This is a genomic window from Mucilaginibacter pineti (genome assembly GCF_900101875.1).
In the GTDB taxonomy this organism is placed as follows: Bacteria; Bacteroidota; Bacteroidia; order Sphingobacteriales; family Sphingobacteriaceae; genus Mucilaginibacter; species Mucilaginibacter pineti.
On the sequence record NZ_FNAI01000001.1, the window covers coordinates 932,989 to 958,783 of the forward strand.

The window sequence follows — 25,795 nt, forward strand, 5'->3', positions numbered from 1 at the left end:
AAGTTTGACAAGCAAATTGAAGCCAACTGCAAACTAATAACTGCAAACTAAAATGATAGGCATAATAAGATACGGCGCCGGTAATATATTTTCGCTCACAGCGGCTTTGGAACGTTTGGGTATTCCCTATGGGATGATAAACAGCGAGGCCGATTTTGAGCAATATGACCGTTATATTATTCCCGGCGTAGGCCATGCCGGTGCAGCAATGAAAAAGCTGGAGCAAACCGGATTGGTGCCTACAATTAAGGCGCTCAACAAACCCACTTTGGGTATTTGCGTGGGTATGCAATTACTCACCTCCTACTCCGAAGAAGGCAATTCTAACCTGCTGAATCTCTTCCCAATTAAAACATTAAGGTTTAAGGATAGTAATTTATACAAGGTGCCGCACACCGGCTGGAACCAGGTATTTCCTCAAAAGGAAAACCCGCTATTTGAAAATATACCGTCAGGTTCACACTTTTACTTTGTACATTCATACTTTATTGAGTACGATGAAGCATATACTTTATCGTCTGCAAATTACAACAATAAATTTTCGGCATCAATTTGGCGGGATAATTTTTATGGCGTACAATTCCACCCCGAAAAATCGGGCACGTACGGCGAAACACTATTAACTAATTTTTATAAATTATAAAAGACATGTACATAATTCCTGCTATAGATATTCTGAATAAAAAAGTAGTACGACTGCGTGAGGGCGATTACCAACAAGTAACAGAATATGAAGTTACGCTCGAAGAAATGATTGAGCGCTACCAAAGCAATGGCACCAACTTTATTCACATTATTGACCTTAACGGCGCTAAAAACGACTTTACCAATCAGCAATACCTGTTTGATGTGATTCGCAAAACAGATATGAAGGTACAATATGGCGGTGGTATCCGCAGTATTGATAAAGTTAAGGAACTTATTGATTCTGGCGTACATCGCGTAATTGTAGGCACCCAGGCACTTACCAACCCTGAGTTTTTACCGGAGTTAGGTAAATCAATCTGCGGCCGCGACAAATGTTCAGACCAGGTTGTTATAGCGATAGATGTGTTGGATGAAGTCATCAAATACTCTGGCTGGATGGAAAGCTCGCCAATTAAATTGATGGATTACGTTGATAAATGCCTGGCATTGGGTTTTTTCCGTTTCTTATGTACAGATATTAACAAGGATGGCAAACTGGGCGGTGCAGGTATCGAACTGTACGAAAAATTGCTTGACCATTCTCCCTTTATCAAATTAATTGCATCTGGCGGCGTAAGCTCAATGGATGATGTAGAAAAATTAAGCCATTTGAAAGTAGAGTCGGTTGTGGTGGGCAAAGCCATCTACGAAAACCGCATCAGCATTGAGGATGTGAAAAACTGGAACCTGGAATCGTTGATGTCAATATAAGCGGCGAAACCCTTTTAATATAAATTGTCATTGCGAGCGCAGCGTGGCAATCTCACCTGCGAAGTTTGCTACCGGCATAATGAGATTGCTTAGTTGCTCGATGTGACATATTTACATAACCATGCTTGCAAAAAGAATTATCCCTTGTTTAGATGTTAAAGATGGCCGCACCGTAAAAGGTGTAAACTTCGTTGATCTGCGTGATGCCGGCGACCCAGTTGAACTGGCCTGGAACTACTCGCGCCAGGGTGCCGACGAACTGGTATTTCTGGATATTACGGCCACGGTTGAGCGTCGTAAAACAATGGTAGAACTGGTAAAATCGGTTGCGAGGCAAATCAATATCCCCTTTACCATAGGCGGCGGCATTAACGAAATTGCCGATGCTGATGCGCTTTTAAATGCAGGTGCCGATAAAATTTCCATTAACTCGGCAGCGGTACGCAACCCGGCGCTTATTGATGAATTGGCCAAAACATTTGGGGTACAGTTTGTGGTGATAGCAGTTGATACCCGCAGCATAGGCGATAAAAACATTGTACACCTTAACGGCGGTCGCCTGCCAACAGAGCGGGAAACGTTAGAGTGGATAATGGAAGCCGAAAGCCGTGGTGCAGGAGAGATACTACTTACCTCCATGGATCATGATGGTACCAAAAACGGGTTTGATAACGGCCTCTTAAAGATCATTAACGATGCCGTTCATATACCCGTAATAGCATCGGGTGGCGCAGGCGCGGTGCAGCATTTTGTTGATGTATTTGAAAAAACAAATGTAGATGCAGCTTTAGCAGCTTCGGTATTTCACTATGGTGAAATATTGATACCCGATTTAAAAGAGATATTGAAAAGTAATAATATTGAGGTGAGGATATGAGTTTTGAGGTCTGTGTTCTGATATCAGTCGTCTGAGTATTTTAGCGCATATAATAATGCGTTATTACTTTCAGCCACAAACAAATCACTCATTTCGGAAAACAGAACCAAAATCGTAGAAAACACAAAACAGACCACCGACCTCAGAATACAGACCACAGATACCATGAATATAGATTTCAGCAAAACAGACGGTTTAGTACCGGTTATTATACAGGATGAGCAAACTTTAGAGGTGTTGATGCTGGGTTATATGAACCAGGAAGCATATGACAAAACCGTTGAAGAAAATATAGTTACCTTTTTTTCGCGCTCGAAAAACCGCTTGTGGACCAAAGGCGAAACAAGCAGCAATTTTTTGCATGTAAAAAACATCAGCATTGATTGCGATAGCGATACGCTGCTTATTAAAGTAAAGGCCGATGGCCCAACTTGCCATACCGGCTCACGCAGCTGTTTCCAAACCGAATATAACCAGAATTTTATCCTCGAGCTGGAAAGCATTATAGCCGACAGGTACGATAACCCGGTTGAAGGATCGTACGTGAACAAACTCCGCAAAAAAGGCCTAAACAAAATAGCCCAAAAGGTTGGCGAAGAAGGTGTGGAAACTGTTATTGCTGCCCTTGCCGAAACTGAAACAGACCTGATTAATGAATCGTCTGACCTTGTGTTTCACCTATTGGTATTGCTTCGTGAAAAAGGCCTTACTTTGCAAACAATCGCTAAAAATCTGGAAGAAAGACATAAGTAGTTTTTGCTCATGGTTCATAGTTAACGGTTCATGGCATCCCCATGGTTACAATGATCTATGAACCATTAACCATGAACTTTAAAAACAATGACCGCAGAAAAAATTGCTGAACTAACCGGACATAGCAACCCCATTTTCACACTGGAATTATCGCAAAAACCAGGCATTTTATTTACCGGTGGTAATGATAAGGGGATTGTAGAGTGGAGCCTGAAAGATAACACCTTTATAAAAGTGATGTTTCCGGTTAAGGCTTCTGTTTATGCTATTCACGGCCCTGTAGGTTATCCCCTATTGTTTACCGGCCTGCGCAGCGGTCAGGTTTTGGTGTTTGATTTTATACAGCAGCAAATAACAAAATCGCTTAATCATCATCTGAAACCAATTTTCGATATTAAAACCGTAAACCATAAAAAGGAATTATTAATTGCCTCCGAAGATGGTACGGTGTCGGTTTGGAGCCTGGATGATTTAGCGATAATTCATAGCATTAAAGTATCAGCCGATACTATCCGTTGTATTGCCATCTCTCCCGATGAGAAACAGGTTGCTTTTGGCTGCCGCGATAACACCATCCAAATTTACGACCTGGAAGATTATACGCTGATAAAATCCCTGCATGGGCATACCATGTCAGTATTTTCACTGGCTTACAGTCCGGATGGTACTTATTTGATATCTGGCGGCCGGGATGCCCAATTGAAGATATGGGATACAGCAGGTTATCAGCTTATAAAAAACATCCCGGCACATCTGTTTGCGGTAAATCACATCCTCTTTCATCCTACTCAACCCTATTTTGCCACCGCGAGCATGGATAAAAGCATTAAGATCTGGAGCTCCGAAGATTTCAAACTATACAAGATCATCAGCCGCGAAAAAGGTTATGCGAGCCATCCATTATCAATAAATAAACTGGCATGGACAGGCAACCACTTATTATCGGTTAGCGATGATAAAAATATTATGATATGGGATATTAAATTCTAACATCACCTCTCTTAACTCCAACCTTCTTTAATAAAAATATCTTTATAGTTAATTTCACATACTCCTTTTAGGAATAAATTAATTATATATAAATACCGTTTGTTCATTTTGTTCATAGTGGTGAACAATAGAACTATTCCAATAAACCATCGTAGAAATTCCTGAACTTTAAGTAATTATCTAATAGTTAACAACTATCATTTAATTACCTAAACAAAAATATCGCATATTTTTTATCAGGAGGGCACATAGATGGGCATTTTCAGGCTGATAGCTTTAACGTTTTTTTTTACTCTTGTTATATCTTTAACAAGTAAACCTGTTTTTGCCGCCGTTTATGACTGGTATGGAAGCGCTGGAGACAATGCCTGGGCAAACAAAGCCAACTGGAAGGTTCTCGGCTTTTTGGGCGTACCTGGTACGGCATCTAATGCTCCTGGTGCAACGGATGATGTCCAAATAGGGGTAAATCAAACATTCAGCAGTGCGCCTACTATAAGCACAAGCGTAAGCTGCAAATCTCTTAGTTTTGGAACTTTACAATCGTCAACACTTACTGTTAATGGTTCCTTAGCAGTAACCGGCGCTATAATACAACTTCCGAGCGCTATTCAAATTAACCTTTTATCCAGCAATGTTATTACAGGTACGCTTGCAGGCTCCGGCACTGTAACCTGCACCTCTTTACAAGCCGGCGATTTAATTACCGCGTTCAACATCAATGCCCTGTCTCAAAATTTCATCCAATTTGTATCAACTGTAAACTCCTTAACAATTACAGGCAATATAAATGTTTACAGCACAACATATTTTGCAACAGTTGTGCCCTTGGGCTTTAATAACGCAGCATTTTATTTACGAGGTGGCACTGCAACGGTTACCGGCCAAATACTTACTGCTACCGGAATTACAGGCCTCCTTTCAATAGGAACATCAACTGCCATTGCCACTTTTAGTGTTGATGTACCTACCGGCTCAGCATTAAATCCTACATTAAAACTTACCAATACCCTACCAATTGACCCTTCAAGCATAAATGGCTCTATCGATTTTTATAGTAATACGGGCGGTACGGGTATTGCCACAACCGAGTATGCGGGCGCAAGCGCACAAACGGTTTACTCAAATACTGCCGGCAAACTTGATCATTCACCTTCAACCTATCAAAACCTAACTTTTTCATCTGCAGGGCAAAAGAACATACAATCCGGCGCCCTGCTTATAGCCGGTAATTGGAGTTCGGCAGGCGGAAAGGTTGACGCTGTAGCTACTAACCCAACAGTTACATTTCAAGGCACCACACAGTCGCTTACAGATGGCGGCTCCGATAGCCCCAATGGAGTAGTATTTAGAAATGTAATATTTAAAGGCGGCGGTACAAAAACAATAAGCTCGGGCAATTTCGCTGTTAATGATATAGGTATATTATCGGTTAAGGAAAGCTCGGCATTGGCCGCGGGTGGCAATCTTACCCTGCAGTCGGATGCTATTGGCTCGGCAAGCGTTGACGCCTTGCCCTTAGGATCGTCAATAAGTGGAAACGTGAAGGTGCAACGCTTTATACAGGGCAGCAGTACCAGTCTGTCAAAAAGAGGTTACAGGTTTATGTCGTCGTCTGTTTATACTGCAACATCATTAATAACCGGTGCAAAGGTATTCGACTTTAATTACCTCCTGTCGAGCATATATTTATCAGGCGCAGCCGGTGGCGGTTTCAATGTAACAACCACCACTAATCCATCTTTATATTTATACAGGGAAGATCTCGTTCCTTTAACAGGCGGATTCACAACCGGCAGCAACTACAAAGGCATCGCCAAAATAAACAATACCAACTTATACGATATTGGCACCCAAAAACGGCTAACCAAAACAAACGTTAATGATACCACCGTTAACGTACCAGTTGGTAATGGCTTTCTGATGTTTTTCAGGGGCGACAAAACCGACAACGGTACACAAACAGGTACAAAAACAACACTGCCATACGATTTCCCGGAAAACGTAACGCTCACACAAGTAGGCAATTTAAATACGGGTACCGTAGATGTAATATTATGGTTCAGAACGGATAAATTATTATCCTACACTAATAACAGTTTAGCAAACGCTTTGCCACGCGGGCATAATTTTGTAGGGAATCCTTACCCTTCAACCATAAACTGGGAGAAATTTAACAGGGCGTCTACACTAAATCAGTCGTCTATTTACGGTGCAAATTTCCCAGCTGCGGCTACTGCACCTATGGCAATTTGGTTTACCAATCCGTCTACCCACCAGTTTGATGCTTATATTCAAAAATCGGGCACGATAACTACTGCCGATACAACTACAACCATTAACCCCAGTGCTTTGTATACCGGCGCGGCCAGTAACATGATTGCAAGCGGCCAGGGCTTTTTTATACAGGCCACCGCGGCAAATCAATCGCTGTCATTCCGGGAAACTGCCAAGAGCACCTTACAACCTACCGCGTCAAACCTTTTGCAGTTAATGAGCGTGCATACCCCTCTTGCAGCTATTGCTGTTGCACCAGATCCTAATCCCGATGCTGACCGTGGCCCCGATGCTGTTATCGCCCTTAAAATGCGTATGGATTCTATTAATACAGATGAAATTGCTATTGGCTTCAACTATAAATGCAGCCCATTATACATAAATGGCGAAGATGCTGAAGATATGGGCGGGAACGGTGCATTATTAAGCTTATCTGTATTATCGGCAGATAGCGTAAACCTTGCAATAAGCCGCGTACCGCTTTTAAAAAGCACGCAGCAGGTATATCCGCTTTTTGTAAGCGCTGTAAATTCAGGCCTTTACAAGCTGGAACTAAGCCGTCAGGTTAATTTACCTGGAGTTTACGAAGTTTGGCTAAAAGATGCCTTCACAAATGATTCATTGGATATGAGAACAAATAAGGTTTACAGCTTTAATATTTATAAAGATCAACCTGCAACGTATGGCAATAAACGCTTTAGCCTGGTGGTTCGTCCTAATCAACGTTTAGGTTTACACCTGTTGAATTTTACAGCGGCAAGAGTGACAACAGGTGTAAAAACAACATGGCTGGTAGAAAACGAGGCCGATTACACCAGTTTTTCACTGGAGCGCAGTACTGATAATGGCAAAACGTTTGAAAGTCTTGATTCTACCAAATCAACAGCCATTGGCAATTACGGATTTACAGATAAGTTCCCGGCCAAAGGGCTTAATATTTATCGCCTGAAACTTAACTATATGTACGGAGAGATCACTTACTCAAAAAGCATAAGTATTAACGATATTGGTATTGCAAATAACCTTGTTAACAATTTAAACATCTTCCCCAACCCTACTGCGAACTCCATAAATTTCATGATGCCAGCTGATGCCAAAGGTAATACACCATCATATAACGTACAGATTATTAACAGCGCGGGAAGTGTTTTGAAAAAAGTGGATTCATCAGCATCGCATTGGCAAAATGATGTAAGTAACTTATCACCGGGAACTTATATTATACAGGTAACCAACAATGACGATAAAACTGTATGGGGCGTAAGTAAGTTTGTAAAAAAATAACGTAGCCAATGAACCTAAAAAAAGCGTTTGATGCTATGCAGTTTATGTGTATGGCGTTTTAACTCTTCCGAGTAAATGCCTTTGTCATCTATCAGATCTATTTTTACTTTGCCTGATGCATGGATAATATGCTCGTTATTAAGCAGTATACCTACATGGGTCACCTTACCTTCGTCATTATCAAAAAAGGCTAAATCACCAAGTCGAGCTTGCTTAATATTATTTACAAGTACACCTTCATTTACCTGCTGACTGGCATCGCGCTTTATTTTTATTTTGTTAAGATTAAAAACAACTTGCGTAAAGCCCGAACAATCAATACCAAAATGAGTACGGCCACCCCATAAATAAGGTGCATTTAAAAAAGACTTTGCTGTTGTCGCTATGTCTTCCCGTTCGCCTATTTCGCCAATAATTTCAAACTTATCGCCACCAATGCGGCATCTTGTACCTTCCAAAAACGTAAGTGAGCTGCCGGCGGGTAAATAAATAACGCTATTGTCTGTAATTTTCCAGGCTTGTGTTACCGCTCTGTAGGTCAGAGGAATTTCGGTATGGATGAGATCTTTATAAGCTATATGACCCAACATAGCAAATTGCAGCCTGCCTATCCAGCCTGCATAGCTATCACTGCTGGTAATTATCTTTACCCACTTTTCTTTCCACTCCGTAATTTCAAATGCTTCGCCAAATAACACCTGCGACACCTGCTCGCTTCTGTCGTTAGGTTCGGCCCTAAGCGGAATAACCGCCAAGTTACAAATACCGTATTCCATAGGATAAATGCAAAATAAATAAAAATCAATAATAAAGTAAGCACAAAATGCTTGTGCCTGGCTTATGGTTTATGAAATGTTAGCATTGCCAAAGGGGATACGGCAAACGATTATACGGATAATTTAGCGAAATTTTAATCTTACATTTAATTTATTGACTTTATCACCCATAAAAAAGGGGAAACAGCATGCTGTTTCCCCTTTTTATATTATTAAACGGAATTATTATTCGTTCATGTGTAACCAATCTTTTTTGGCCAAAAGTTCTTCCTGGCTTTCACGGATATCTTCATCATCAACACAGCAATCAACCGGGCAAACGGCTGCACATTGAGGTTCGTCGTGAAAACCAACACACTCGGTACACTTATCAGGTACTATATAATATATATCATCAGATAGAGCAGCCTGAGTTTCCTCGGCATTTAACGTATTACCATCGCCAAAATCAATAACTCCTTTAAGGCCGGTACCATCGCTAAAACGCCATGCTGCACCCGCATCATAAATAGCATTATTTGGGCATTCTGGCTCGCAAGCCCCACAGTTTATGCATTCATCGGTGATTTTAATCGCCATATTTCTAAATATCTAATATTCTCAATTAACTTTGCCTGTAATTAACAAGCGCACAAATATAACAAAAAAAGGCTTTAAGGGTTTAGTCACCTACCATATATATGTCAAAATTTAGTATAAAAAATTCTATAAAATCATTTTCAAGCTTAGGAAAGGCGTTAATTGAACCCGATGCGCCATTAATGACCATAATTGAAGATGAGCGCCATTACAATGCATGGTTTACGCCAGAAAGTGTTCTGCGGGCTGTAACAGCCTTGGGTAAAATGCTAAACGAAGCTGATTTACAAGTCTGGTTAGCTAAATATGAAATTAACGAAGCCTCCCCCGTTAAAAAAGTGGGACTTATTTTGGCCGGCAATATTCCCCTGGTAGGTTTTCATGATGTACTTTGCGTACTGGCCTCAGGTAATCACGCACTCATCAAAACCTCGTCACAAGATGCCCGCTTAATTAAGTTTATTTTAGAAAAACTGGTAGCTATTGATGAGAGCTTTGCCACACAATTTAGTTTTGTTGACAGGTTGGCCGATTTTGATGCCATTATAGCAACCGGCAGTAACAACAGTTCGCGCTATTTTGATTACTATTTTGGCAAGGTTCCCAACATCATCCGCAAAAACCGCAATAGTATAGCCTTGCTTACCGGTAATGAAACGGCAGAAGAGCTGTTTAATCTGGGCCACGATATTTTTGATTACTACGGCTTAGGCTGCCGAAATGTGAGCAAATTACTGGTGCCGGCGGGGTATAACTTTAACTTCTTTTTCGAATCGATAGAGGATCATAAAGCTATTATCCATCATCATAAATACAATAACAATTACGATTATAACAAATCTATTTACCTTGTAAACAGTGTTAAGCATCTTGATAACGGCTTTTTGATGGTAAAGGAAGACGAAAAAATAGCATCGCCGCTGGCCGTTTTATATTTTAGCTATTATGATACACTCACATCGGCACAGGAACTACTGGCACAGCAAACCGAGAATATACAATGTATTGTTACATCGGCAGGCATCAGTACTTTAAACCAAACGGTTGGTTTTGGCCAAAGCCAGCAACCCGCATTATGGGATTATGCCGATGGTATTGATACGATGGATTTTTTGTCAAATCTTTAAAATTACAATACCTTTGGTTCTTGAGGCGAAAGCCGAAAGGTTAAAGGCTAAAGGTTATGATCTGATGCAAAAACCTTTCGCCTTTAACCTTTAAGCTTTAACCTCAAAAAATGTATATAATAAAAGTCAAAGGCGTTGCCAAAATACCCGATTATGTACAGCTTAGGGATGATAAGTTTACACTGCTGGCTTACTTTAGGGTTGACAGGCCCGACAAATCGCTGGATAAGGTGGGGCTGGCCGATAAGGCAGAATACATTATGAATATTATTAAAGACCTTCCCTTTGGACAGATCTTAAAATTAGAGCTATAAAAAAGATGATCGGAAACTCTATTATAAAACTAAACGGTGTTGATATTTTCCAACAGGCACACTTAGTATTATCCAACGTTAACCTGCATGTTGATAAAGGCGATTTTGTATGGCTCATTGGCCAAACCGGATCTGGCAAAAGCAGCCTGCTTAAAGTAATTTACGGCGATCTGAACATAAAAAATGGTACAGGCCACGCGTGTGGTTACGAGTTGAGCAAGTTGGCGTCAAAGGATGTACCGTATCTGCGCCGTAAGCTGGGTATAGTTTTTCAGGATTTTCAATTGCTCACAGACCGTTCAATAGAGCAAAACCTGCATTTTGTTATGCGGGCCACTGGCTGGACCGATAAAAAACTAATAGCTGAGCGTACGCTTGATGTATTGGAAAAAGTTGGCTTGCGGTCAAAATTAAAAAAAATGCCGCATGAGATTTCCGGCGGCGAGCAACAGCGTGTGGTTATTGCCCGTGCCCTGCTAAACGATCCCGAAATTATTCTGGCCGATGAACCAACCGGTAACCTTGACCCGGAAACATCTGAGGAAATTGTATTACTGCTGAAACAAATCAGTCAATCGGGTACAGCGGTACTTATTGCCACACATGATTATCACATCATCCGCACTTTCCCTTCGCGCATTATTAAATGTGAGAATGGTAAGGTTTTGGAGGATGCCGTGATATAATTACCTGAATCAGGATTTTCAGAATTTAAGAATGGGCAGAATTATTAACTGATTGTTCTCTTGATCCCTGAATTCTGAAAATCCTGATCCAGACAACCCATCCTGACAAAATTCACCTGTCACTCCTGCATAAAAGGTGCCACTCTTGCCTTGTATGAAACATACCACTGACAGCTTGTCGGCTTTACGGCAATGGCAGGATACTTGATTGGCACTATCAGCTATGAAATTTAACGATATGTTGAAGAAAAAGAAGAAAGAAAATATGGATACCCCTGAAAACATAAACGATGTGAACCAGGATAATATAACTGACGACACACAGGAACAAGCGCAACAAACCGAAACCATTGAGGCAGAACCGGTTGCAGGCCCTACTGCCGAGGATAAACTGAAAGATGAACTGGCGCAAGCCAATGACAAATATCTGCGTTTATACGCCGAGTTTGACAATTTTAGAAGACGCACCCAAAAAGAACGCGTTGAAGCCCGCGAAACCGAAGGCAAAGAGCTTATAGTAGCTTTGTTACCCGTATTGGATGATTTTGAGCGCGCGCAACGTTCAATGGAAAAAGCTACAGACATAGCCCCCATTAAGGAAGGTGTTACGCTGATACAAAATAAATTAAAAAACATACTTACGCAAAAAGGCCTCAAAGAAATGGAATCAATAGGAACGCCATTTGATGCCGACCTGCAGGAAGCCATTACAAATATACCCGCCCCTACCGATGACCTTAAAGGCAAGGTTATTGATGAAATGGAAAAAGGCTACACCCTGAAAGACAGGGTTATCCGTTTTGCTAAGGTAATTGTAGGAGCGTAAATTAATTATTGAATTATTGAGGGATTGAATTATTGAGTTTTCATTTTCATTCACCACTAATTCGTCAACTCAACAAGATCACATAAGATTGAAGGTTTGAATTAACTGTTTTATACATTCATTAAAAATCAGTAATTCAATAATTCAGTAATTCAACATTAAAAATATGGCTAAAAGAGATTATTACGATATACTGGGTGTTGCCAAGGGCTCCAATGCTGATGAGATAAAGAAAGCATATCGTAAAATGGCTATTAAATATCACCCGGATAAAAACGAGGGCGATAAAGCGGCTGAAGAAAAATTTAAGGAAGCTGCTGAAGCTTACGAAGTTTTAAGCAATACCGAAAAACGCCAACGTTATGACCAGTTTGGTCATGCGGCTAATGCATCATCACCAAATGGCGGTGGTGGTTACGGTGGCCAGGGTATGAACATGGATGATATATTTAGCCAGTTCGGTGATATCTTTGGCGGCGGCAGTCCATTTGAAGGCTTTTTTGGCGGCGGTGGTCGTCAAGGCGGCGGTGCTGGCGGCAGGCGTGTTGCCCGTGGAAGCAATCTGCGTATTAAAGTACGTTTAACCCTCGAAGAAATTGCCAACGGTGCCGAAAAGAAAATAAAAGTTAACAAACAGATCATCTGTAAAACCTGCGACGGATCTGGCGCTAAGGATAAAGCATCATTCCAAACATGTAAAACGTGCGGAGGTTCGGGTGCGGTGCGCCGGGTAACCAATACAATTTTGGGTCAGATGCAAACTACCAGCACCTGCCCTACCTGTAACGGCGAAGGCTCAACCATCCTGTCAAAATGTAATGTTTGCCATGGCGATGGTGTTGTACGCGGCGAAGAGTTGATTACTATAAATGTACCAGCCGGCGTAAGTGAAGGCATGCAGTTAAGCATGAGTGGCAAAGGTAACGCTGCCCCACGCGGCGGTGTACCGGGCGACTTGATCATCCTGATAGAAGAAGTTCCGCATGAAACCCTCAAACGCGATGGTAACAACGTAATATATGATTTGCATGTAAACTTTGTGGATGCCACTTTAGGTACCACTGTTGAGGTACCCACTATAGATGGTAAGGCGAAGATCAAAATAGATCCTGGAACCCAGGGCGGCAAAATATTGCGTCTGAAAGGTAAAGGCGTGCCGGAAGTGAACTCGTACCATCGTGGAGATCAATTGGTACACATCAACATCTGGACACCAAAGGCAATAAGCAAAGAAGAACGCGATATACTTGAAAAACTACAGGCGTCACCTAACTTCAAACCCAATCCCGGTAAAAACGAAAAAAGCTTTTTCGACAGGATGAAGGAATATTTTGAGTAAGGCTTAAAGCCAAAGGCGGAAAGCTGAAAGCATTAAAAGCCCGGGGTTGTTATGACTCCGGGCTTTTTGTTTTTTGCACTATAGAGAGAACTCCATTTTCTAATTATCTTAGGCCAAAATCAGAGAGTATGCCCCTTAGGTTATTCCACATCAGCGAGCAGCCCGGAATAGAACTATTTGAGCCCCGACCGTCACCATCTGTATTTGAACAGATTGAGGATGATGTCGTATTTGCCATATCAGACCGGTTACTGCATAATTATTTGTTGCCGCGCGAATGCCCGAGAGTAACTTATTATGCATCTGCCAATACCTCAGCTGCCGATAAGGCCAAGTTTTGGGGTTCGTCCAATGCTCATTATATCATTACTGTAGAGCGCGCGTGGTATCAGCGCGTTGCGGATACAACGCTTTATTGTTACGAGTTCCCTACAGATAACTTTACGATCATTGATGAGTGTGCCGGGTATTATGTATCATATTTGTCGGTAGAACCAATTGCAGAACGCGTCATATCAAACCCCATAACGGAAATACTGAAAGGTAACGTTGAACTCAGATTTACGCCAAATCTTAAGGAATTAGCTGCGGCCGTGGCTAATTCGACCCTTAATTTTTCCCTGATAAGAATGCGGAACGCACTTTGAACTGGATAAAAAAGAAAGCCTGCAAATCGATGAATTTTGCAGGCTTTCTTTTAAGTTTGGTTAAGCTATTGAACCTGGTTTCGCGGATCAGGCTTTGCCTTTAGCTGGTACTCATAAGGTGTGCTTGCACCCAGCAAATTACGCACAAAATAATCCCAGCGGCGGCGCATCATATATGGCGAATACGCGCCGTAACCATGCGCATTATTAGGGAATACCACCAGGTCGTAATCTTTATTGGCTTTTTCTAACGCCTCTACCACCAGCAGGGTATTATATGGCGGCACATTATTATCCATTAAACCGTGAGCAAGCATCAGTTTGCCTTTCAGGTTTTTAGCATAGTTCTGATTTGCCTGGCTTTCGTAGTTTGATGTACCGTCGGCTTGTTTAGTTAATAAACCGATGTAACGTTCGCCCCAATCGTCCTCGTAGTTGCGGTTATCATGATTTCCAGATTCTGAGATGCCTACCTTAAAAAAATCAGGGAAGCGGAACATGGCCGCCGCTGTAGCAAAACCACCGCCAGAATGGCCCCAGATACCTACTTTATCTATATCAATATAAGGATACTTCTGCGCCAACTGCTGCATCCCGCTGATCTGATCGGGCAGGGTATTTTCAGACATATGACCGTAGTTCATATCATGATAGCTTTTTGACCGCAGCGGGTTACTGGTTCCTTCTATAGCAACCACCACAAAGCCTAAATCGGCCAGCGCCTGGTTATCTCCCCTTGCGCTCGAAAACGACCAACTACCAACGCTGCCACCCTGCGGCCCAGGATAGATGTAGTTTATAATAGGGTATTTTTTTGTTGCATCGAGATTTGTTGGCGTAAACATCAGTCCGTAAAGATCAGTTTGGCCGTCGTGCGCTTTAACTGTGAAAGGCATTGGTGGTTTCCAACCTGTTGCAGTCAATCTTGAAACATCTGTTTTCTCCAATTGGGTAATTAGCTTACCGTCCAGATTACGCAATACGCTTACCGGGGCAACATCCGGCTTAGAATAGCTATCGATGAAATAATTTTCTGACGGAGAGAAAGTTAATGAATGATTGCCTGCTTCGGGCGTAAGTACTGCGAAATGCTTTCCGTCGAAACCAATTTTACATAACTGACTAAAATATGGATTTTCGGGCTGGCGGCCATCTGCTATAAAATAAAGCACCCGATTTTTCTCATCAATTTTAACCAGTTGGGTTACAAGCCAGCTGCCTTTGGTTATCTGATTTTTAACCTTGCCTGTAAGGGCATCATACAAATAAAGGTGCCCCCAGTTGTCACGCTCCGAATACCAAATGATCTCATTTGTTTTAGCCAAATAGCGCCAATTGATAGTTCCCTGGCCCGATTCATATTGCGTGGCAACATTTTCTTCAAATACTTCACGTACGGCACCAGTGGCGGCATCAGCAATACGAAATTTCTCCTGCTTATGATCGCGCGAGGTAGATACGAAAGCCAGTTTAGATGCATCCGCATTCCAGTCAACATCATCAAAAGTACCGCTGCTTGAAATATCATCGCTAAGGGTAGCCCTATGTGGATCTGGTGCAACCTGTATATCAATTACCTTTGGTTTATCAACCTCAATAATTACACGCTGAATAGTGGCAATTTCCTTATCGCCCGGCAAAGGATATTTCCACGACATGAGGCTGGGTGTGCCAACGTTGGTTGTAACCAGGTACATATCGCCTACTTTACGCTGATCCTGCCTGAAAGTAGCTATCTTCTTTGAATCTGGCGACCAGCGCAATATGGCACCATCTGATGATTGCCAACCTGCATTGTCGGTAGCATAGCCAAAATCTTTTATACCATCGGTGGTAAGTTGTGTTTGCGTGCCTGTTTTAACGTCACGCACCCATAGGTTATAATCTTTTATAAAAGCCCCTTTATTGCCATCCGGCGATAAAACTTCATTGCCCCTGTTTCTTCGGCCTATGCGGCTGCCGTTGCCGTGCTCGCTTGCCTGTGTTGCCTCATCTGCAAAAAGATAGCTTTTAGTACTCCATTTGTAGCTCTGTCCGGCCGCAAAAAATGAAATATATTCCCCATCGGCCGAGTAACTGATTGATTGAAATGGCAATTTAGCCGCATCATATTTTTTGCCTGCCTTGGTTGATAACGCTTCGGCCAGTTTCTGCTGATCGAAAGCTGCTGTTTTGGTTTTCTTCAGGGGATCAACCAAAATAAATTCGCTGCCCTGCGCGGTTAATATGCGGTACCAGAATTTATCGCCGGGCAACCAATTTGGTCTAACGCTGCCATGATCAACAAACTGTTCTGTATTATAGCCCATAAGGCTTTCGGCGTGCTCGTAATCTTTTTCGGTTAATGAGCCGCCTTGCTGCGCGTAGGCACTCAGGGCACAGGAAAATGCCGCTACAGTGAGTACATATTTATTCATACTTATAAATTAATGAGGTGAGGTAAAATCAAACTTGTGCAAAATAATGCTTTTTTACCATTTTGCAGATTTAATGCTTGTTATACCATTATAAATTAAGATTTTAATAAAAGCACCTGTGTATCTATCTGATAATTGTCACATTACCGGTAATAACTCTGCCGTTCATTTTAGTATCAATGATGTAGTAGTATACACCAGGTGGCACCAACGCACCATTATACTTGCCATCCCAGGGTGTCGGGTACCCCTTAGCGTGAAATAGCTTTGTACCATATCTGTTAAAGATATCCACTGTGCAATTTTCATAAGCCACCAACCCGGCTATTTCCCATTTGTCATTAAAGCCGTCACCGTTAGGTGTAAAAGTATTTGGAACATCAATTATAGGCGAAACCCGGATAAAAGTTTGACTAACCGGACTTACACACCCCCTACTATCAGTAACTGTGAGTACATATGTGCGATCAATATCGCCCGTTATAACCGGATTTTTAACCGTAGTACTGCTGATATTAATATTGGGCGACCAGTTATAGGTTACATTTTCATCACTAACTGTAGGATTTAAAGTGATAGTATGATCTTTAAGCACGTACCTTATTCCACCGGCATCTACAGTTGGTGGTGGAATAAGTTTAATCACCATATCGTCGGTAGGATCAAAACACTGGCCAGAATTATTGGCATGTAAGGTTAACGTAACCGAGCCATTTGCTACATCCTGCGCATTTGGTATATAGTAAATAGGCGCTTGATTATCTGTTTGATTTGCCGAGGGGCTAAATGACCCATTAGTTGGCGATGTCCATACACCCGTACCATTCGGTATCAGAATTTTACCCGATAGCAATACCCTTGTTTCCTGGGAGCAAACGGAAATATCACCACCAGCGTCTGCCCCCGGTGATGAGCCAAATATTATTACCCGATGTGATGTATCAGAACAAAGATCGGGACTTGTAGATGTAAGAATAAGTGTAACCTTACCTGCAGCTATATCTTGTGCCGACGGATGATATATATTAACCAATTCGCTTGTGTTTGAAGCAAAAGTACCATTGCCGGTAGTTGCCCAAAATCCGGTTGTGGTACCACCTGTCACCTTACCATCAAGCGGAATACTTGTAGTGGTTACACAAAACTTACCCGGCTCCCCTGCATCGGTATGGGGCAGTTCATTTACAACAACTTCCTTACTGCCGGCAAGACTTGTACAATCGTTGATTATAATATACAGGTTATAAATACCTGAATTAGCAATCGTAGCATTGGGTATCTTAGGATTTTGTTCTGTACTCGTGTACCCATTCGGTCCCGTCCACATGTAGGTTGCCCTTGGAACCGGTCGGGTAGATAATTCAATAGTATTACCCACACAAATTGGTGAATTACTATTGGCAACCGGCGTTGCAGGTTGAGGAGAAACAGCAACAATGTAAGCGAACGGCTTACCCGCGCATCCAAAAGCAGTTGGCGTAATTATGTAAGTAACGTTAACAGCATTAGCTCCTGTATTTATCAAAGTTTCATTAAGGGTAGACGAATTGCCGCTCGCAGCTGGGTTACTGATATTATTAACAGCTGCCCGCTCCCACGCAAACGTTGCCGAAGGAATATTTGATTTAATGATATAATTTAATGCTGTACCGCTGCAAGTGCTGCCAAAGGGATCGCTGGTAATATTAACCCCGGGATTAACTGTCATAGTTAAACTAAAAGGGCTTCCCTGACAGGTACTTGTTTTGCTGTTAATTGTGTAGATAACATCAATTGGTGCATTACTTGTATTGAATAAAACCTCCCGTATTACGTTTGCTCCCTGCCCGGATACTGGTGCGTTGCTTATGCCATCAACCGCAGTCCTGCTCCAGGTAAAGGAAGTACCAGTAGTATTAAAGGTGATGGGATAATTATCTGTAGTTTCGTTGCAAATAGTGGCGGTTTTGTCGCCTGTAACATAGGGTGTAGGATTTACGGTAACCTTGTATTCAAAAGGTATCCCCGAGCAGTTATTGGATGTAGGGGTTATCAGGTAACTTACATCAATTGGAGTACTACCTGTATTTATTAATGTTTCATCAATAATCCCTGCAGTGCTGCCAACTACTGCTGCATTGCTAATACCCGGCACAGCCGCCCTGTCCCATGAAAAAGTTGTACCCGGCAAATCGGCAGTTATTGTATAATTTAATGTGGTGCCGCTACAAACTGCATCGCCAAAACCACTGGTAATCACTGGCACCGGCGTAACTAATACATTAACCGGGGTGCGTGCACTTATACAATTCCCTAAAACGGATTGTACATAATAAGTTGTATTGGCATATAACAACGGCGTGAGAAATCCGGCCTCTATAGATAGTCTTTGTCCACCAACCGGAACATCGTACCACTCGTAAGTACCTGTTGCTCCTGTTGCAGTAAGTGTTGTAAAACTACCACTGCATACCGTTGCCCCTTGAGCAGCAGGTGCCGCCGAGGTATTATTTACTGTTACAGTTACTGCTTTTCGTGGGCTTGTAAGGCCATTTAAAGTAGTTTGAACGTAGTAAGTTGTTGTAACCGTAAGTCCGATTATTTTAAACACCGGACCAGTTTCAAGCAATGTTCCGGCTGTTGGCATATCATACCACCGATAAGTACCACCAGGTGCGGTTGCCGATAGCGTGGTATTGCTGCCCAGACAAATGGAAGCACCCTGAGCATCTGGTGCAGGCGGCGTATCAAAAAAGTAAATATCAACATTATCTGATGATATGCTGCAGGGGGCAGTTGCACTGTTTGACGTTAAGGTTAAGGTAACATGAGTTTCGCCAACTGCAGGTGTATAAATGGCGTTTTTAGATGCTGGATTGGAGAAGGTGCCGCCCCCACCAGACCATGTAACACCTCCACTACTTGCAGCGCCCGCTAAGTTGACCAGGCTACCTGTCTGCTTCCGCTGATCGGGTCCGGCATCAATCACCACTTTTTTAACTATAGTAACACTGGTCGAAGAAGAAACTGCCGGCGCAGCACCACTGGCTGGTATTGTATTGGTAACCGTATAGGTACCCGCAGTACTACCATTCAAATTAATTTGTCCCGTTGTTGTATTAACAAAAACTAGCCCGGAAGGTGCTGTGAAAATACCCGCGCTGGCTCCGTTGGCGAAAACAGGGAAGGGATTATTTCCTCCCTGACAAAAAGGCCCATTGTATCTAAAACCCGTTAAAGGACTATTAGTGATAGTTACCGTTGTGGTATAGGTACCGGAGCATGTACCCGGACTGGTTAAGGTTACGGTATAAGTACCAACAGCGCTCGCACCAACGTCAATCTGGCCTGTGCTGTTGCTCACAAATACAAGTCCAGCCGGCGACGCGCTAAACGTTCCACCCGAAGGGTTAACTATTACAGGCGTAGGGTTACCTCCCGTTTTACTGTAAGTACCAGAAGAATACTGAAATGTGGTCCCCCCGGTATTCACCGTTACAGTTACTGCTTTTCTCGGGCTATTGCAATCACCCACATTATTTTGAACGTAAAAAGTTGTTGTTGCAAATAAGTGCGGGGTATCATAATTATCGGTGGACGAAAGCAGATCATTACCAGCCGGGCTTCCATACCATGATATATTTCCCCCGCCGGATGACGATGCTGTTAAATGAGCAATTAAACCGGGGCAAATAGTAGGCCCATCTGGTGCAGTAGGCATAGGCGGGGTTGCGTTCACTGTTACCACAACTGCTTTCCGCTCACTTTGGCAGCCGTTTTGCGTTGCCAGTACGTAGTAAGTTTTTGTAGCTGTTAATGCATCGGTTTCAAATACAGGTGAATCAGATATTGGCGTTCCGCCTGTTGCTACATCGTACCATTCGTAACTTCCGCTTGAGCCGGTTGCGGTAAGTATAGCCGAGCTACCAGAGCATACAGTTGTGCCTGCTACGGTTGGGGCGGCAATTATCGGCAATACCGTTACATTAACAGAGGTTCTCGCACTTGTACAACCGGATACTGTATTTTGTACATAATATACAGCGCTTGCGGTAAGCGGCGGTGTGGTAAAGCTATTACCAGTAAAGATTGGGTTTCCACCAGTAGGCACATTAAACCAATCATAAGAGCCAGCGGGCGACATTGGCGTCAAAACCGCAGTGGAACCATTGCAAATTGTTGCCGGTGATACCGATGGTGCCGTTATAGATGCATTAACAATAACATTTACAGGCGTGCGCGCACTACCGCAATCGGCCCTGGTAACTGACACATAATAGGTCGTGTTGCGTATAAGTGGCGGCGTAAGAAAAACATTATCCGCAGAAACCTGGTGCCCCCCTGTAGGTGCGTCAAACCATTTGTAGGTACCCGATGGACTGGCACTCGCGGTTAAATTAACACGGCTGTTGTAACATGTTGTTACCGTTTGCGGATCTGGTGCAATTGGTATGGGATTTACCGTAATATTAACAGCTATACGTTGGCTTTGGCAATCGTTTAACGTTGTTTGTACGTAAAAAGTAGTGTTGGTAATAAGGGGCTGCGTGGTATAATCCGGACTGGAAATTAAAGACGTACCACCCGTTGGAGTTGAATACCAATCAATAATACCCTCCGGCACATCAGCATGAAGCATAACTACCGAACCAGAGCAAACGCCACCCGGATTAACAACTACTGGCGGCGATGGCGGCGCTCCAACCGTAGCCGTCACCTTCGTACGGGGACTTGTACAGCCGTTTATTATGGCCTCTACATAGTATGACCTGGTTGAGGTGAGTATGGGCGTAGTAAGCCTGTCTGAAGTAGTAATGATAGTAGTAGACGTTGGCGTATCGTACCATGCGTAACTGTCGCCACCGGCGGCTATTAAGGTAGCCCGACTGCCTGCACATATAGTTGCCGGCGTAACAGTAGGCCGGCCAGTGATATTTACATTAACCGCTGTTCTTAAACTGGTACAGCCACCAACAGTTGTTTGAACATAATAGGTTGTAAAACCAGTAACAGGTGGTGTGGTATAACCTGCGCCTGCTTTTAAAAAATTCCCGTCCGCATCATACCATTCATAAGCGCCGCCGGGGCCGGTAGCAATAAGATCGGCAGTGCTATTTGGGCAAACTACTTTACCCCGTGCAGTAGGAGCATCGGGTACCGGCGATACCGTCATATCCTTGCTTGCCTGTACTGGCGAGCATCCGGGTGTTTTATCTGTTACTGTTACGGTGTATTTGCCAGCCTTATTTACAGGTATTGTTTGTGTGGTTTCGCCGGTACTCCATACATAAGTAAAAGGCCCTGTGCCTCCTGATGTATTGGCAGTTAAAATAACTGTGCTGCCAGAACATATAGCGGCTTCGGACGACGAGATATTAACGGCTAAAGTACACTGGCTAAATACCTGTGAAGATGAGAATAGAAGAAATAATATAAGTAAACGAATCTTCATCAATTAACCTTAATATCCATTTAGTTTTGCGCACTTCTGATAATTAGGTGAAGGTTGGTTTTATGCTCCGATAGCGATAAAGCATTTTAATGTTTCCTCATACGAAAAAGAGTACAAAAATGTTTAGTGCACTACTGTCTTTTTTGATGCGAAATTATAAAATATGCCAGAATAATTAAATTTGATATAGGTAGTATGCTATTTACCTTTTGGAAATATTAGCGCAGGAGAAACTGGATTACGCCCGAAAAGCGTTAAAATCAACGCAAAATACCTATCAATCAGCCACGAACAAATAAATCGACATAAGATGCCAATGTGTGACTGCACTGACAGAAGCGAAAAAATTAACAATAAAATAATTTACAAAACAGGCATAACTATCGAAATTGCCCGGTTAAATTAAATGCTACTGTTTTAAAGTTACCCGTAAAGCTAATGTATCGGACTGCATTGCTGTAAAAATACCCAAGCCATTGTTTACGTTGGTTGGTGGGTTGGTTAAGTTTTGCGAGCTGCCGCGGCTGTTACTTTTTAGCAGGTTGATATACTCGTCATTAACCCTTAAAAGTATCACCTGGTAATGCCCGTAATAATTAAAGCTTGATTGCGTCATGTTGTAGATGGCGGCACCCTCGGTATTTACCTGAAAACTTGGTTTATTGTTACTGCGTACGGTTATAATGTTGAAAGGATCGCTATCGGTGTTCTTAAACAATAGTACATAGTTTAATGAGTCGGGGTTTGTCCATGTGGCAGTTGCCAGCACCTTGGTTGCATAAGCGGGGTCAATAGTTACCGGCACATAAAAAACACTATCGGTTAACTTAAAACCAACTGGTTTACCGGGCATAGTTGTACTTGCACTTACCACTACGTTATCATAAGTAAATTGCAGGGTATAGCTTTTACCCGATGTAATGAACGCCAGATCGGCATTGGTATAAACACCACTTGCAGATTCTGTTAGTTGAACAGACTTGCTGCCATCGCTAACGCTCAAATTTAAACCGGTAAGCGCAGCACCATAAACTGCGGTATCTGCCAGATCTTTTTGTGTATAAACCTTTACACTAAGTGGCTGACCGGGCACCAGGAAAGCCTCAACAACCGGTTTGTTAATATAATCAAGACCTACACTATTTTTTTTGCAGGAAGCCAGCATCAAAAAACCAGATGCAAGAATGATGATATATCGAAAGTATGTTTTTATTTCCATTTTAAACTAAGGGTAATGTTTGGTGTAAAGCCCAGGTAATTAACATTGGTAGTGATAACCTGGTTATTCTGGATCTGGTATTCGCGATACCAGATGTTTGTGTGGTTGTAAACGTTAAACAATGACAAGCCTATACTGCCCACTTTATGACCGTCAATTTTAAGCAGATCATAAGATACCGACATATCAAGCCGCTGATAAGCAGGTAAACGCTCGCCATTTTTATCACTGATGGTTAAGTAAGTAGTTGGATTGCCATCAGCTGTTTTAATGGTATAGCTGGCTAATGGTGCAGTATAAGGGTGCCCGGTGCTAAATAGAAAGGTAGCAGCAAAGTTCCATCGCTGGTAATGATACATGTTGATAGATTTAAACTCATGCCGTACATCCTGATCGGCGGCGTAATAATCATTTCCAAATGCCGAGAACTTATTTTCGGCCTTGGCCAAAGTATAGCTAACCCAACCTGTATACCTACCCAACTTTTTCTGCACCAAAAGTTCAAGGCCTTCAGCGCGACCAACTCCCTGGTAAAAATCCTCAGTTACCGTAAGGGTTTGATTTTGGCCAAAGCCTCCAAAACCTCCCCCTCCTCCCGTTTGGGTTTGCCTGACGGTATATTGGGTAAGGCCGCTCAAGGTTTTATAATAGCCTTCCAAACTAACCAAAAAGTTATCATTTTCATAACTTAAACCAGTAATGTAGTGCCTTGAGCTCCCCACCGGGATGTTGTTATTGTTTGATAATACCCAAAAGTTTCGGTTACCGGCTAATATATCCTCGCGAATAACCTGGTTCTCGAACTGATAAAACTGTCCGGTAGCTCCTTTGACCGTAAGCCTGTCTGTCAGGTTATAGCTTGCCGAGAGGCGGGGTTCAAAATAAGGTCTGCCTGTTGGCCCATAATAGGTTGTACGAATACCGGGTTGAATATGGAATTTACTGTTAGGATCGATAGAAAGCTCGGCATAAACACCGCCCAAGCTGGCATTGTTATGTTGATTGATGAGTTGTGTGGTATCGCCCTGTGTATATTCATAATCTATTTTTTTGTGCGATGCAAAGCCGCCAAACAATAGTTTGTACTTATTATCCGCCTGCCACTCCCATTCAGATTTAAAGGTTTCATCTTTTAGGTTATTGGTTTCGAGGGTGGTATTATTAATACTGTGCGCAATTCCGTTCGAGTCAAGCGCCGACCCACCCGAGCTCCCCCTGTTACGGTCATTAAAATAAGATGAATAGGTGATGTAGTTGTTGGAGTACAGCTTTTTATTCCACTGTCTGAACCATTTGATACTGCTACCGAGGTTGCCGTACTTGGTATAATCGGTTATCGCGATGCCTGCACCGGACCCTGATAATCCCGGTGGCAAACCAAGATCTCGGCTATTATCTGTTTTATCGGTACCCGTATACAAACTCCATGAAACCTTATCTTTTTGACTAATGGTATAGGTGTATTTGGCGTTGGCATCATAAAAATACGAGCTCGGGGTTACCTGGTTGGCAAAACCACCGCCAAAGCCGCCCCTTCCGCCCAAACCACGTCCGCCTGTGCCGCCTCCGGCTTGCGTAGTAGTTGAGGCAGTAAACTGTTTAAATATTTTATCATACAATGGTCCCTGGTATGATCTTCTGATGGCCAGCAACAATGTTGATTTTGGCGAAAGCGGTGTTTCCAGGTTCATACTGGCGCTGAGCAGGCTTAAATCGGTACCGATGTTGGTTTCGTTTTTGTTGCCCTCTTTCCCGTTAATTTCTGTAACACTGGATAAGCGCCCGCCGTATTTAGATGTAAAGCCGCCTTTGTATAATTGCACATCCTTAACCGCGCTTGCGTTAAAGGCACTAAAGAAACCGTAAAGGTGATCTACCTGGTATATGGTAAAACCGTCCAGTAAAACAAGATTCTGATCTGGCGTACCGCCGCGCACATAGGCACCGGATGATGATTCATTGGTACCGCTTACGCCAGGCATCAATTGAAAGGCGCGTAAAATATCCTTATCACCAATGCTTGGCAGTTTATCTAAATTGGCCGGTGAAAGCTGCAATACTCCTACCTGACGGCTATCGGTATTCATAACGCCGCTCTTTTTTCCGTTGATGGTAACCTCGTTAAGGGTATTTAGCGACGAATACAAACCGCATATCAGTGTACTGTTAATATTACCGCTATTGAGCCTGAACTGATCTGTTTGATAACCAGTGTAAACCACTTCAACAACAGAAGTATCTGAAGGTACACGCAGCAGGGTAAAATAACCTTCGCTATTGGTGGTGGTACTCAGCTCGCTATTTTTGATCCTTACAGATGCCGATGGCAACGATTCGCCGGTAAGCTGATCTATCACCCGGCCGTTAAGACTTATTAAAAAGTGTTTGGGCAATTCCAGCGGGGCTGCAATTTCTTTTTTGGCTTTTATGGCATCCTTTGATTTCAGGTTTAACTGATTCATTTGTTTAAGCCTTGCCAAATCATCGGTATTCTTTAAAATGTAGATGGTGCCGGAAGATTCTATCCAATATTTAAGGCCGTTTTCATTACATACTTTGGCCAGCACATCTTTAAGCGGTTCTTCAAAAAAGTGTTCAACTACATCCATCTCATGTAAAGGCTGGCGGTCGAAAACTATTCGTAAATGATGATCCATAGCCAGGGTATCAAACAACAGATCCAACTGGCATGAAAAGAAATGGTCAATGGTAATCTTTTTAAGTTTTTGCTGCGTTTGCTGGCTTTGGGCCTGGTGGTATGCAGCAATGGAGATCAATAGTAATAGGGAAAATTTCTTCATCAGGGGCACATTTTCTTTGCATCGAAATTGCATGATGTTTTTAACCCCCTAAAA

18 protein-coding genes are annotated in these 25,795 nt (G+C 42.6%); 12 read left to right on the top strand and 6 right to left on the bottom strand.

Annotated features, from left to right (window positions below; translation table 11 throughout):
* Positions 1-52: 52 nt before the first annotated feature.
* From hisH to BLS59_RS03750, 6 genes are all read left to right on the top strand, one after another.
* Positions 53-643: an imidazole glycerol phosphate synthase subunit HisH gene (gene hisH / locus BLS59_RS03725; RefSeq protein WP_091144490.1), complete on the top strand. Its 591-nt coding sequence runs from the start codon at positions 53-55 to the stop codon at positions 641-643.
* A 5-nt stretch (positions 644-648) separates the two neighbouring features.
* Entirely contained in the window at positions 649-1,398 is a 750-nt protein-coding gene (locus BLS59_RS03730) for a 1-(5-phosphoribosyl)-5-[(5-phosphoribosylamino)methylideneamino]imidazole-4-carboxamide isomerase (protein ID WP_091144494.1), read from the top strand.
* A 121-nt stretch (positions 1,399-1,519) separates the two neighbouring features.
* The gene (hisF, locus tag BLS59_RS03735) at positions 1,520-2,275 is read left to right on the top strand and encodes an imidazole glycerol phosphate synthase subunit HisF (protein WP_091144497.1); all 756 of its coding nucleotides are present in this window, start codon (positions 1,520-1,522) and stop codon (positions 2,273-2,275) included.
* 165 nt (positions 2,276-2,440) lie between these two features.
* The gene (gene hisIE / locus BLS59_RS03740) at positions 2,441-3,028 is read left to right on the top strand and encodes a bifunctional phosphoribosyl-AMP cyclohydrolase/phosphoribosyl-ATP diphosphatase HisIE (protein WP_091144499.1); all 588 of its coding nucleotides are present in this window, start codon (positions 2,441-2,443) and stop codon (positions 3,026-3,028) included.
* Positions 3,029-3,115: 87 nt separating this feature from the next.
* The gene (locus tag BLS59_RS03745; RefSeq protein WP_091144501.1) at positions 3,116-4,018 is read left to right on the top strand and encodes a WD40 repeat domain-containing protein; all 903 of its coding nucleotides are present in this window, start codon (positions 3,116-3,118) and stop codon (positions 4,016-4,018) included.
* A gap of 252 nt (positions 4,019-4,270) precedes the next feature.
* Positions 4,271-7,579: a T9SS type A sorting domain-containing protein gene (locus BLS59_RS03750; protein ID WP_091144503.1), complete on the top strand. Its 3,309-nt coding sequence runs from the start codon at positions 4,271-4,273 to the stop codon at positions 7,577-7,579.
* 14 nt (positions 7,580-7,593) lie between these two features.
* Here the strand turns inward: BLS59_RS03750 and BLS59_RS03755 are convergent, their stop codons facing one another.
* Together BLS59_RS03755 and BLS59_RS03760 are read right to left on the bottom strand one after the other, a co-directional pair.
* Complete coding sequence (locus BLS59_RS03755; protein WP_091144506.1) at positions 7,594-8,355, bottom strand: C40 family peptidase; 762 nt, start codon at positions 8,353-8,355, stop codon at positions 7,594-7,596.
* Positions 8,356-8,580: 225 nt separating this feature from the next.
* Positions 8,581-8,934 (bottom strand): 4Fe-4S dicluster domain-containing protein, encoded by a 354-nt coding sequence (locus BLS59_RS03760; RefSeq protein WP_091144510.1) that lies wholly within the window; start codon positions 8,932-8,934, stop codon positions 8,581-8,583.
* 101 nt (positions 8,935-9,035) lie between these two features.
* On the opposite strand from BLS59_RS03760, the gene BLS59_RS03765 reads away from it, so the two are divergent.
* The 6 genes from BLS59_RS03765 (at position 9,036) to BLS59_RS03790 (ending at position 13,873) form a co-directional block, all read left to right on the top strand.
* Positions 9,036-10,061, top strand: a complete 1,026-nt coding sequence (locus BLS59_RS03765) for an acyl-CoA reductase (protein ID WP_091144513.1) — start codon at positions 9,036-9,038, stop codon at positions 10,059-10,061.
* 110 nt (positions 10,062-10,171) lie between these two features.
* Positions 10,172-10,375: a fructose-6-phosphate aldolase gene (locus tag BLS59_RS03770; protein ID WP_076378137.1), complete on the top strand. Its 204-nt coding sequence runs from the start codon at positions 10,172-10,174 to the stop codon at positions 10,373-10,375.
* A gap of 5 nt (positions 10,376-10,380) precedes the next feature.
* A complete protein-coding gene (locus BLS59_RS03775) occupies positions 10,381-11,061 on the top strand; it encodes a cell division ATP-binding protein FtsE (protein WP_091144516.1) in 681 nt (226 codons plus the stop codon).
* A gap of 223 nt (positions 11,062-11,284) precedes the next feature.
* A complete protein-coding gene (locus BLS59_RS03780) occupies positions 11,285-11,887 on the top strand; it encodes a nucleotide exchange factor GrpE (RefSeq protein WP_240315142.1) in 603 nt (200 codons plus the stop codon).
* Between the two features lie 166 nt (positions 11,888-12,053).
* Positions 12,054-13,226, top strand: coding sequence for a molecular chaperone DnaJ (gene dnaJ, locus BLS59_RS03785; RefSeq protein WP_091144519.1), 1,173 nt, complete (start codon positions 12,054-12,056; stop codon positions 13,224-13,226).
* A 128-nt stretch (positions 13,227-13,354) separates the two neighbouring features.
* Positions 13,355-13,873 (top strand): DUF6886 family protein, encoded by a 519-nt coding sequence (locus BLS59_RS03790; protein WP_091144523.1) that lies wholly within the window; start codon positions 13,355-13,357, stop codon positions 13,871-13,873.
* A 65-nt stretch (positions 13,874-13,938) separates the two neighbouring features.
* Here BLS59_RS03790 and BLS59_RS03795 read toward each other — a convergent pair whose 3' ends face one another.
* The 4 genes from BLS59_RS03795 to BLS59_RS03810 all read right to left on the bottom strand — a co-directional run bounded on the left by BLS59_RS03795 (position 13,939) and on the right by BLS59_RS03810 (position 25,741).
* Complete coding sequence (locus BLS59_RS03795; protein ID WP_091144526.1) at positions 13,939-16,290, bottom strand: S9 family peptidase; 2,352 nt, start codon at positions 16,288-16,290, stop codon at positions 13,939-13,941.
* 124 nt (positions 16,291-16,414) lie between these two features.
* The gene (locus tag BLS59_RS03800; protein ID WP_091144530.1) at positions 16,415-21,721 is read right to left on the bottom strand and encodes an Ig-like domain-containing protein; all 5,307 of its coding nucleotides are present in this window, start codon (positions 21,719-21,721) and stop codon (positions 16,415-16,417) included.
* A gap of 409 nt (positions 21,722-22,130) precedes the next feature.
* Positions 22,131-22,940, bottom strand: a complete 810-nt coding sequence (locus BLS59_RS03805; protein ID WP_091144533.1) for a DUF4249 family protein — start codon at positions 22,938-22,940, stop codon at positions 22,131-22,133.
* Positions 22,931-25,741, bottom strand: coding sequence for a TonB-dependent receptor (locus tag BLS59_RS03810; protein WP_091145092.1), 2,811 nt, complete (start codon positions 25,739-25,741; stop codon positions 22,931-22,933). Before BLS59_RS03810 ends, BLS59_RS03805 begins: the two co-directional genes overlap by 10 nt.
* Positions 25,742-25,795: the final 54 nt, after the last annotated feature.

Coding starts and splice junctions, on each gene's coding strand:
- hisH (WP_091144490.1), top strand. CDS start 53: ATGATAGGCATAATAAGATACGGCGCCGGTAATATATTTTCGCTCACA.
- BLS59_RS03730 (WP_091144494.1), top strand. CDS start 649: ATGTACATAATTCCTGCTATAGATATTCTGAATAAAAAAGTAGTACGA.
- hisF (WP_091144497.1), top strand. CDS start 1,520: ATGCTTGCAAAAAGAATTATCCCTTGTTTAGATGTTAAAGATGGCCGC.
- hisIE (WP_091144499.1), top strand. CDS start 2,441: ATGAATATAGATTTCAGCAAAACAGACGGTTTAGTACCGGTTATTATA.
- BLS59_RS03745 (WP_091144501.1), top strand. CDS start 3,116: ATGACCGCAGAAAAAATTGCTGAACTAACCGGACATAGCAACCCCATT.
- BLS59_RS03750 (WP_091144503.1), top strand. CDS start 4,271: ATGGGCATTTTCAGGCTGATAGCTTTAACGTTTTTTTTTACTCTTGTT.
- BLS59_RS03755 (WP_091144506.1), bottom strand. CDS start 8,355: ATGGAATACGGTATTTGTAACTTGGCGGTTATTCCGCTTAGGGCCGAA.
- BLS59_RS03760 (WP_091144510.1), bottom strand. CDS start 8,934: ATGGCGATTAAAATCACCGATGAATGCATAAACTGTGGGGCTTGCGAG.
- BLS59_RS03765 (WP_091144513.1), top strand. CDS start 9,036: ATGTCAAAATTTAGTATAAAAAATTCTATAAAATCATTTTCAAGCTTA.
- BLS59_RS03770 (WP_076378137.1), top strand. CDS start 10,172: ATGTATATAATAAAAGTCAAAGGCGTTGCCAAAATACCCGATTATGTA.
- BLS59_RS03775 (WP_091144516.1), top strand. CDS start 10,381: ATGATCGGAAACTCTATTATAAAACTAAACGGTGTTGATATTTTCCAA.
- BLS59_RS03780 (WP_240315142.1), top strand. CDS start 11,285: ATGAAATTTAACGATATGTTGAAGAAAAAGAAGAAAGAAAATATGGAT.
- dnaJ (WP_091144519.1), top strand. CDS start 12,054: ATGGCTAAAAGAGATTATTACGATATACTGGGTGTTGCCAAGGGCTCC.
- BLS59_RS03790 (WP_091144523.1), top strand. CDS start 13,355: ATGCCCCTTAGGTTATTCCACATCAGCGAGCAGCCCGGAATAGAACTA.
- BLS59_RS03795 (WP_091144526.1), bottom strand. CDS start 16,290: ATGAATAAATATGTACTCACTGTAGCGGCATTTTCCTGTGCCCTGAGT.
- BLS59_RS03800 (WP_091144530.1), bottom strand. CDS start 21,721: ATGAAGATTCGTTTACTTATATTATTTCTTCTATTCTCATCTTCACAG.
- BLS59_RS03805 (WP_091144533.1), bottom strand. CDS start 22,940: ATGGAAATAAAAACATACTTTCGATATATCATCATTCTTGCATCTGGT.
- BLS59_RS03810 (WP_091145092.1), bottom strand. CDS start 25,741: ATGAAGAAATTTTCCCTATTACTATTGATCTCCATTGCTGCATACCAC.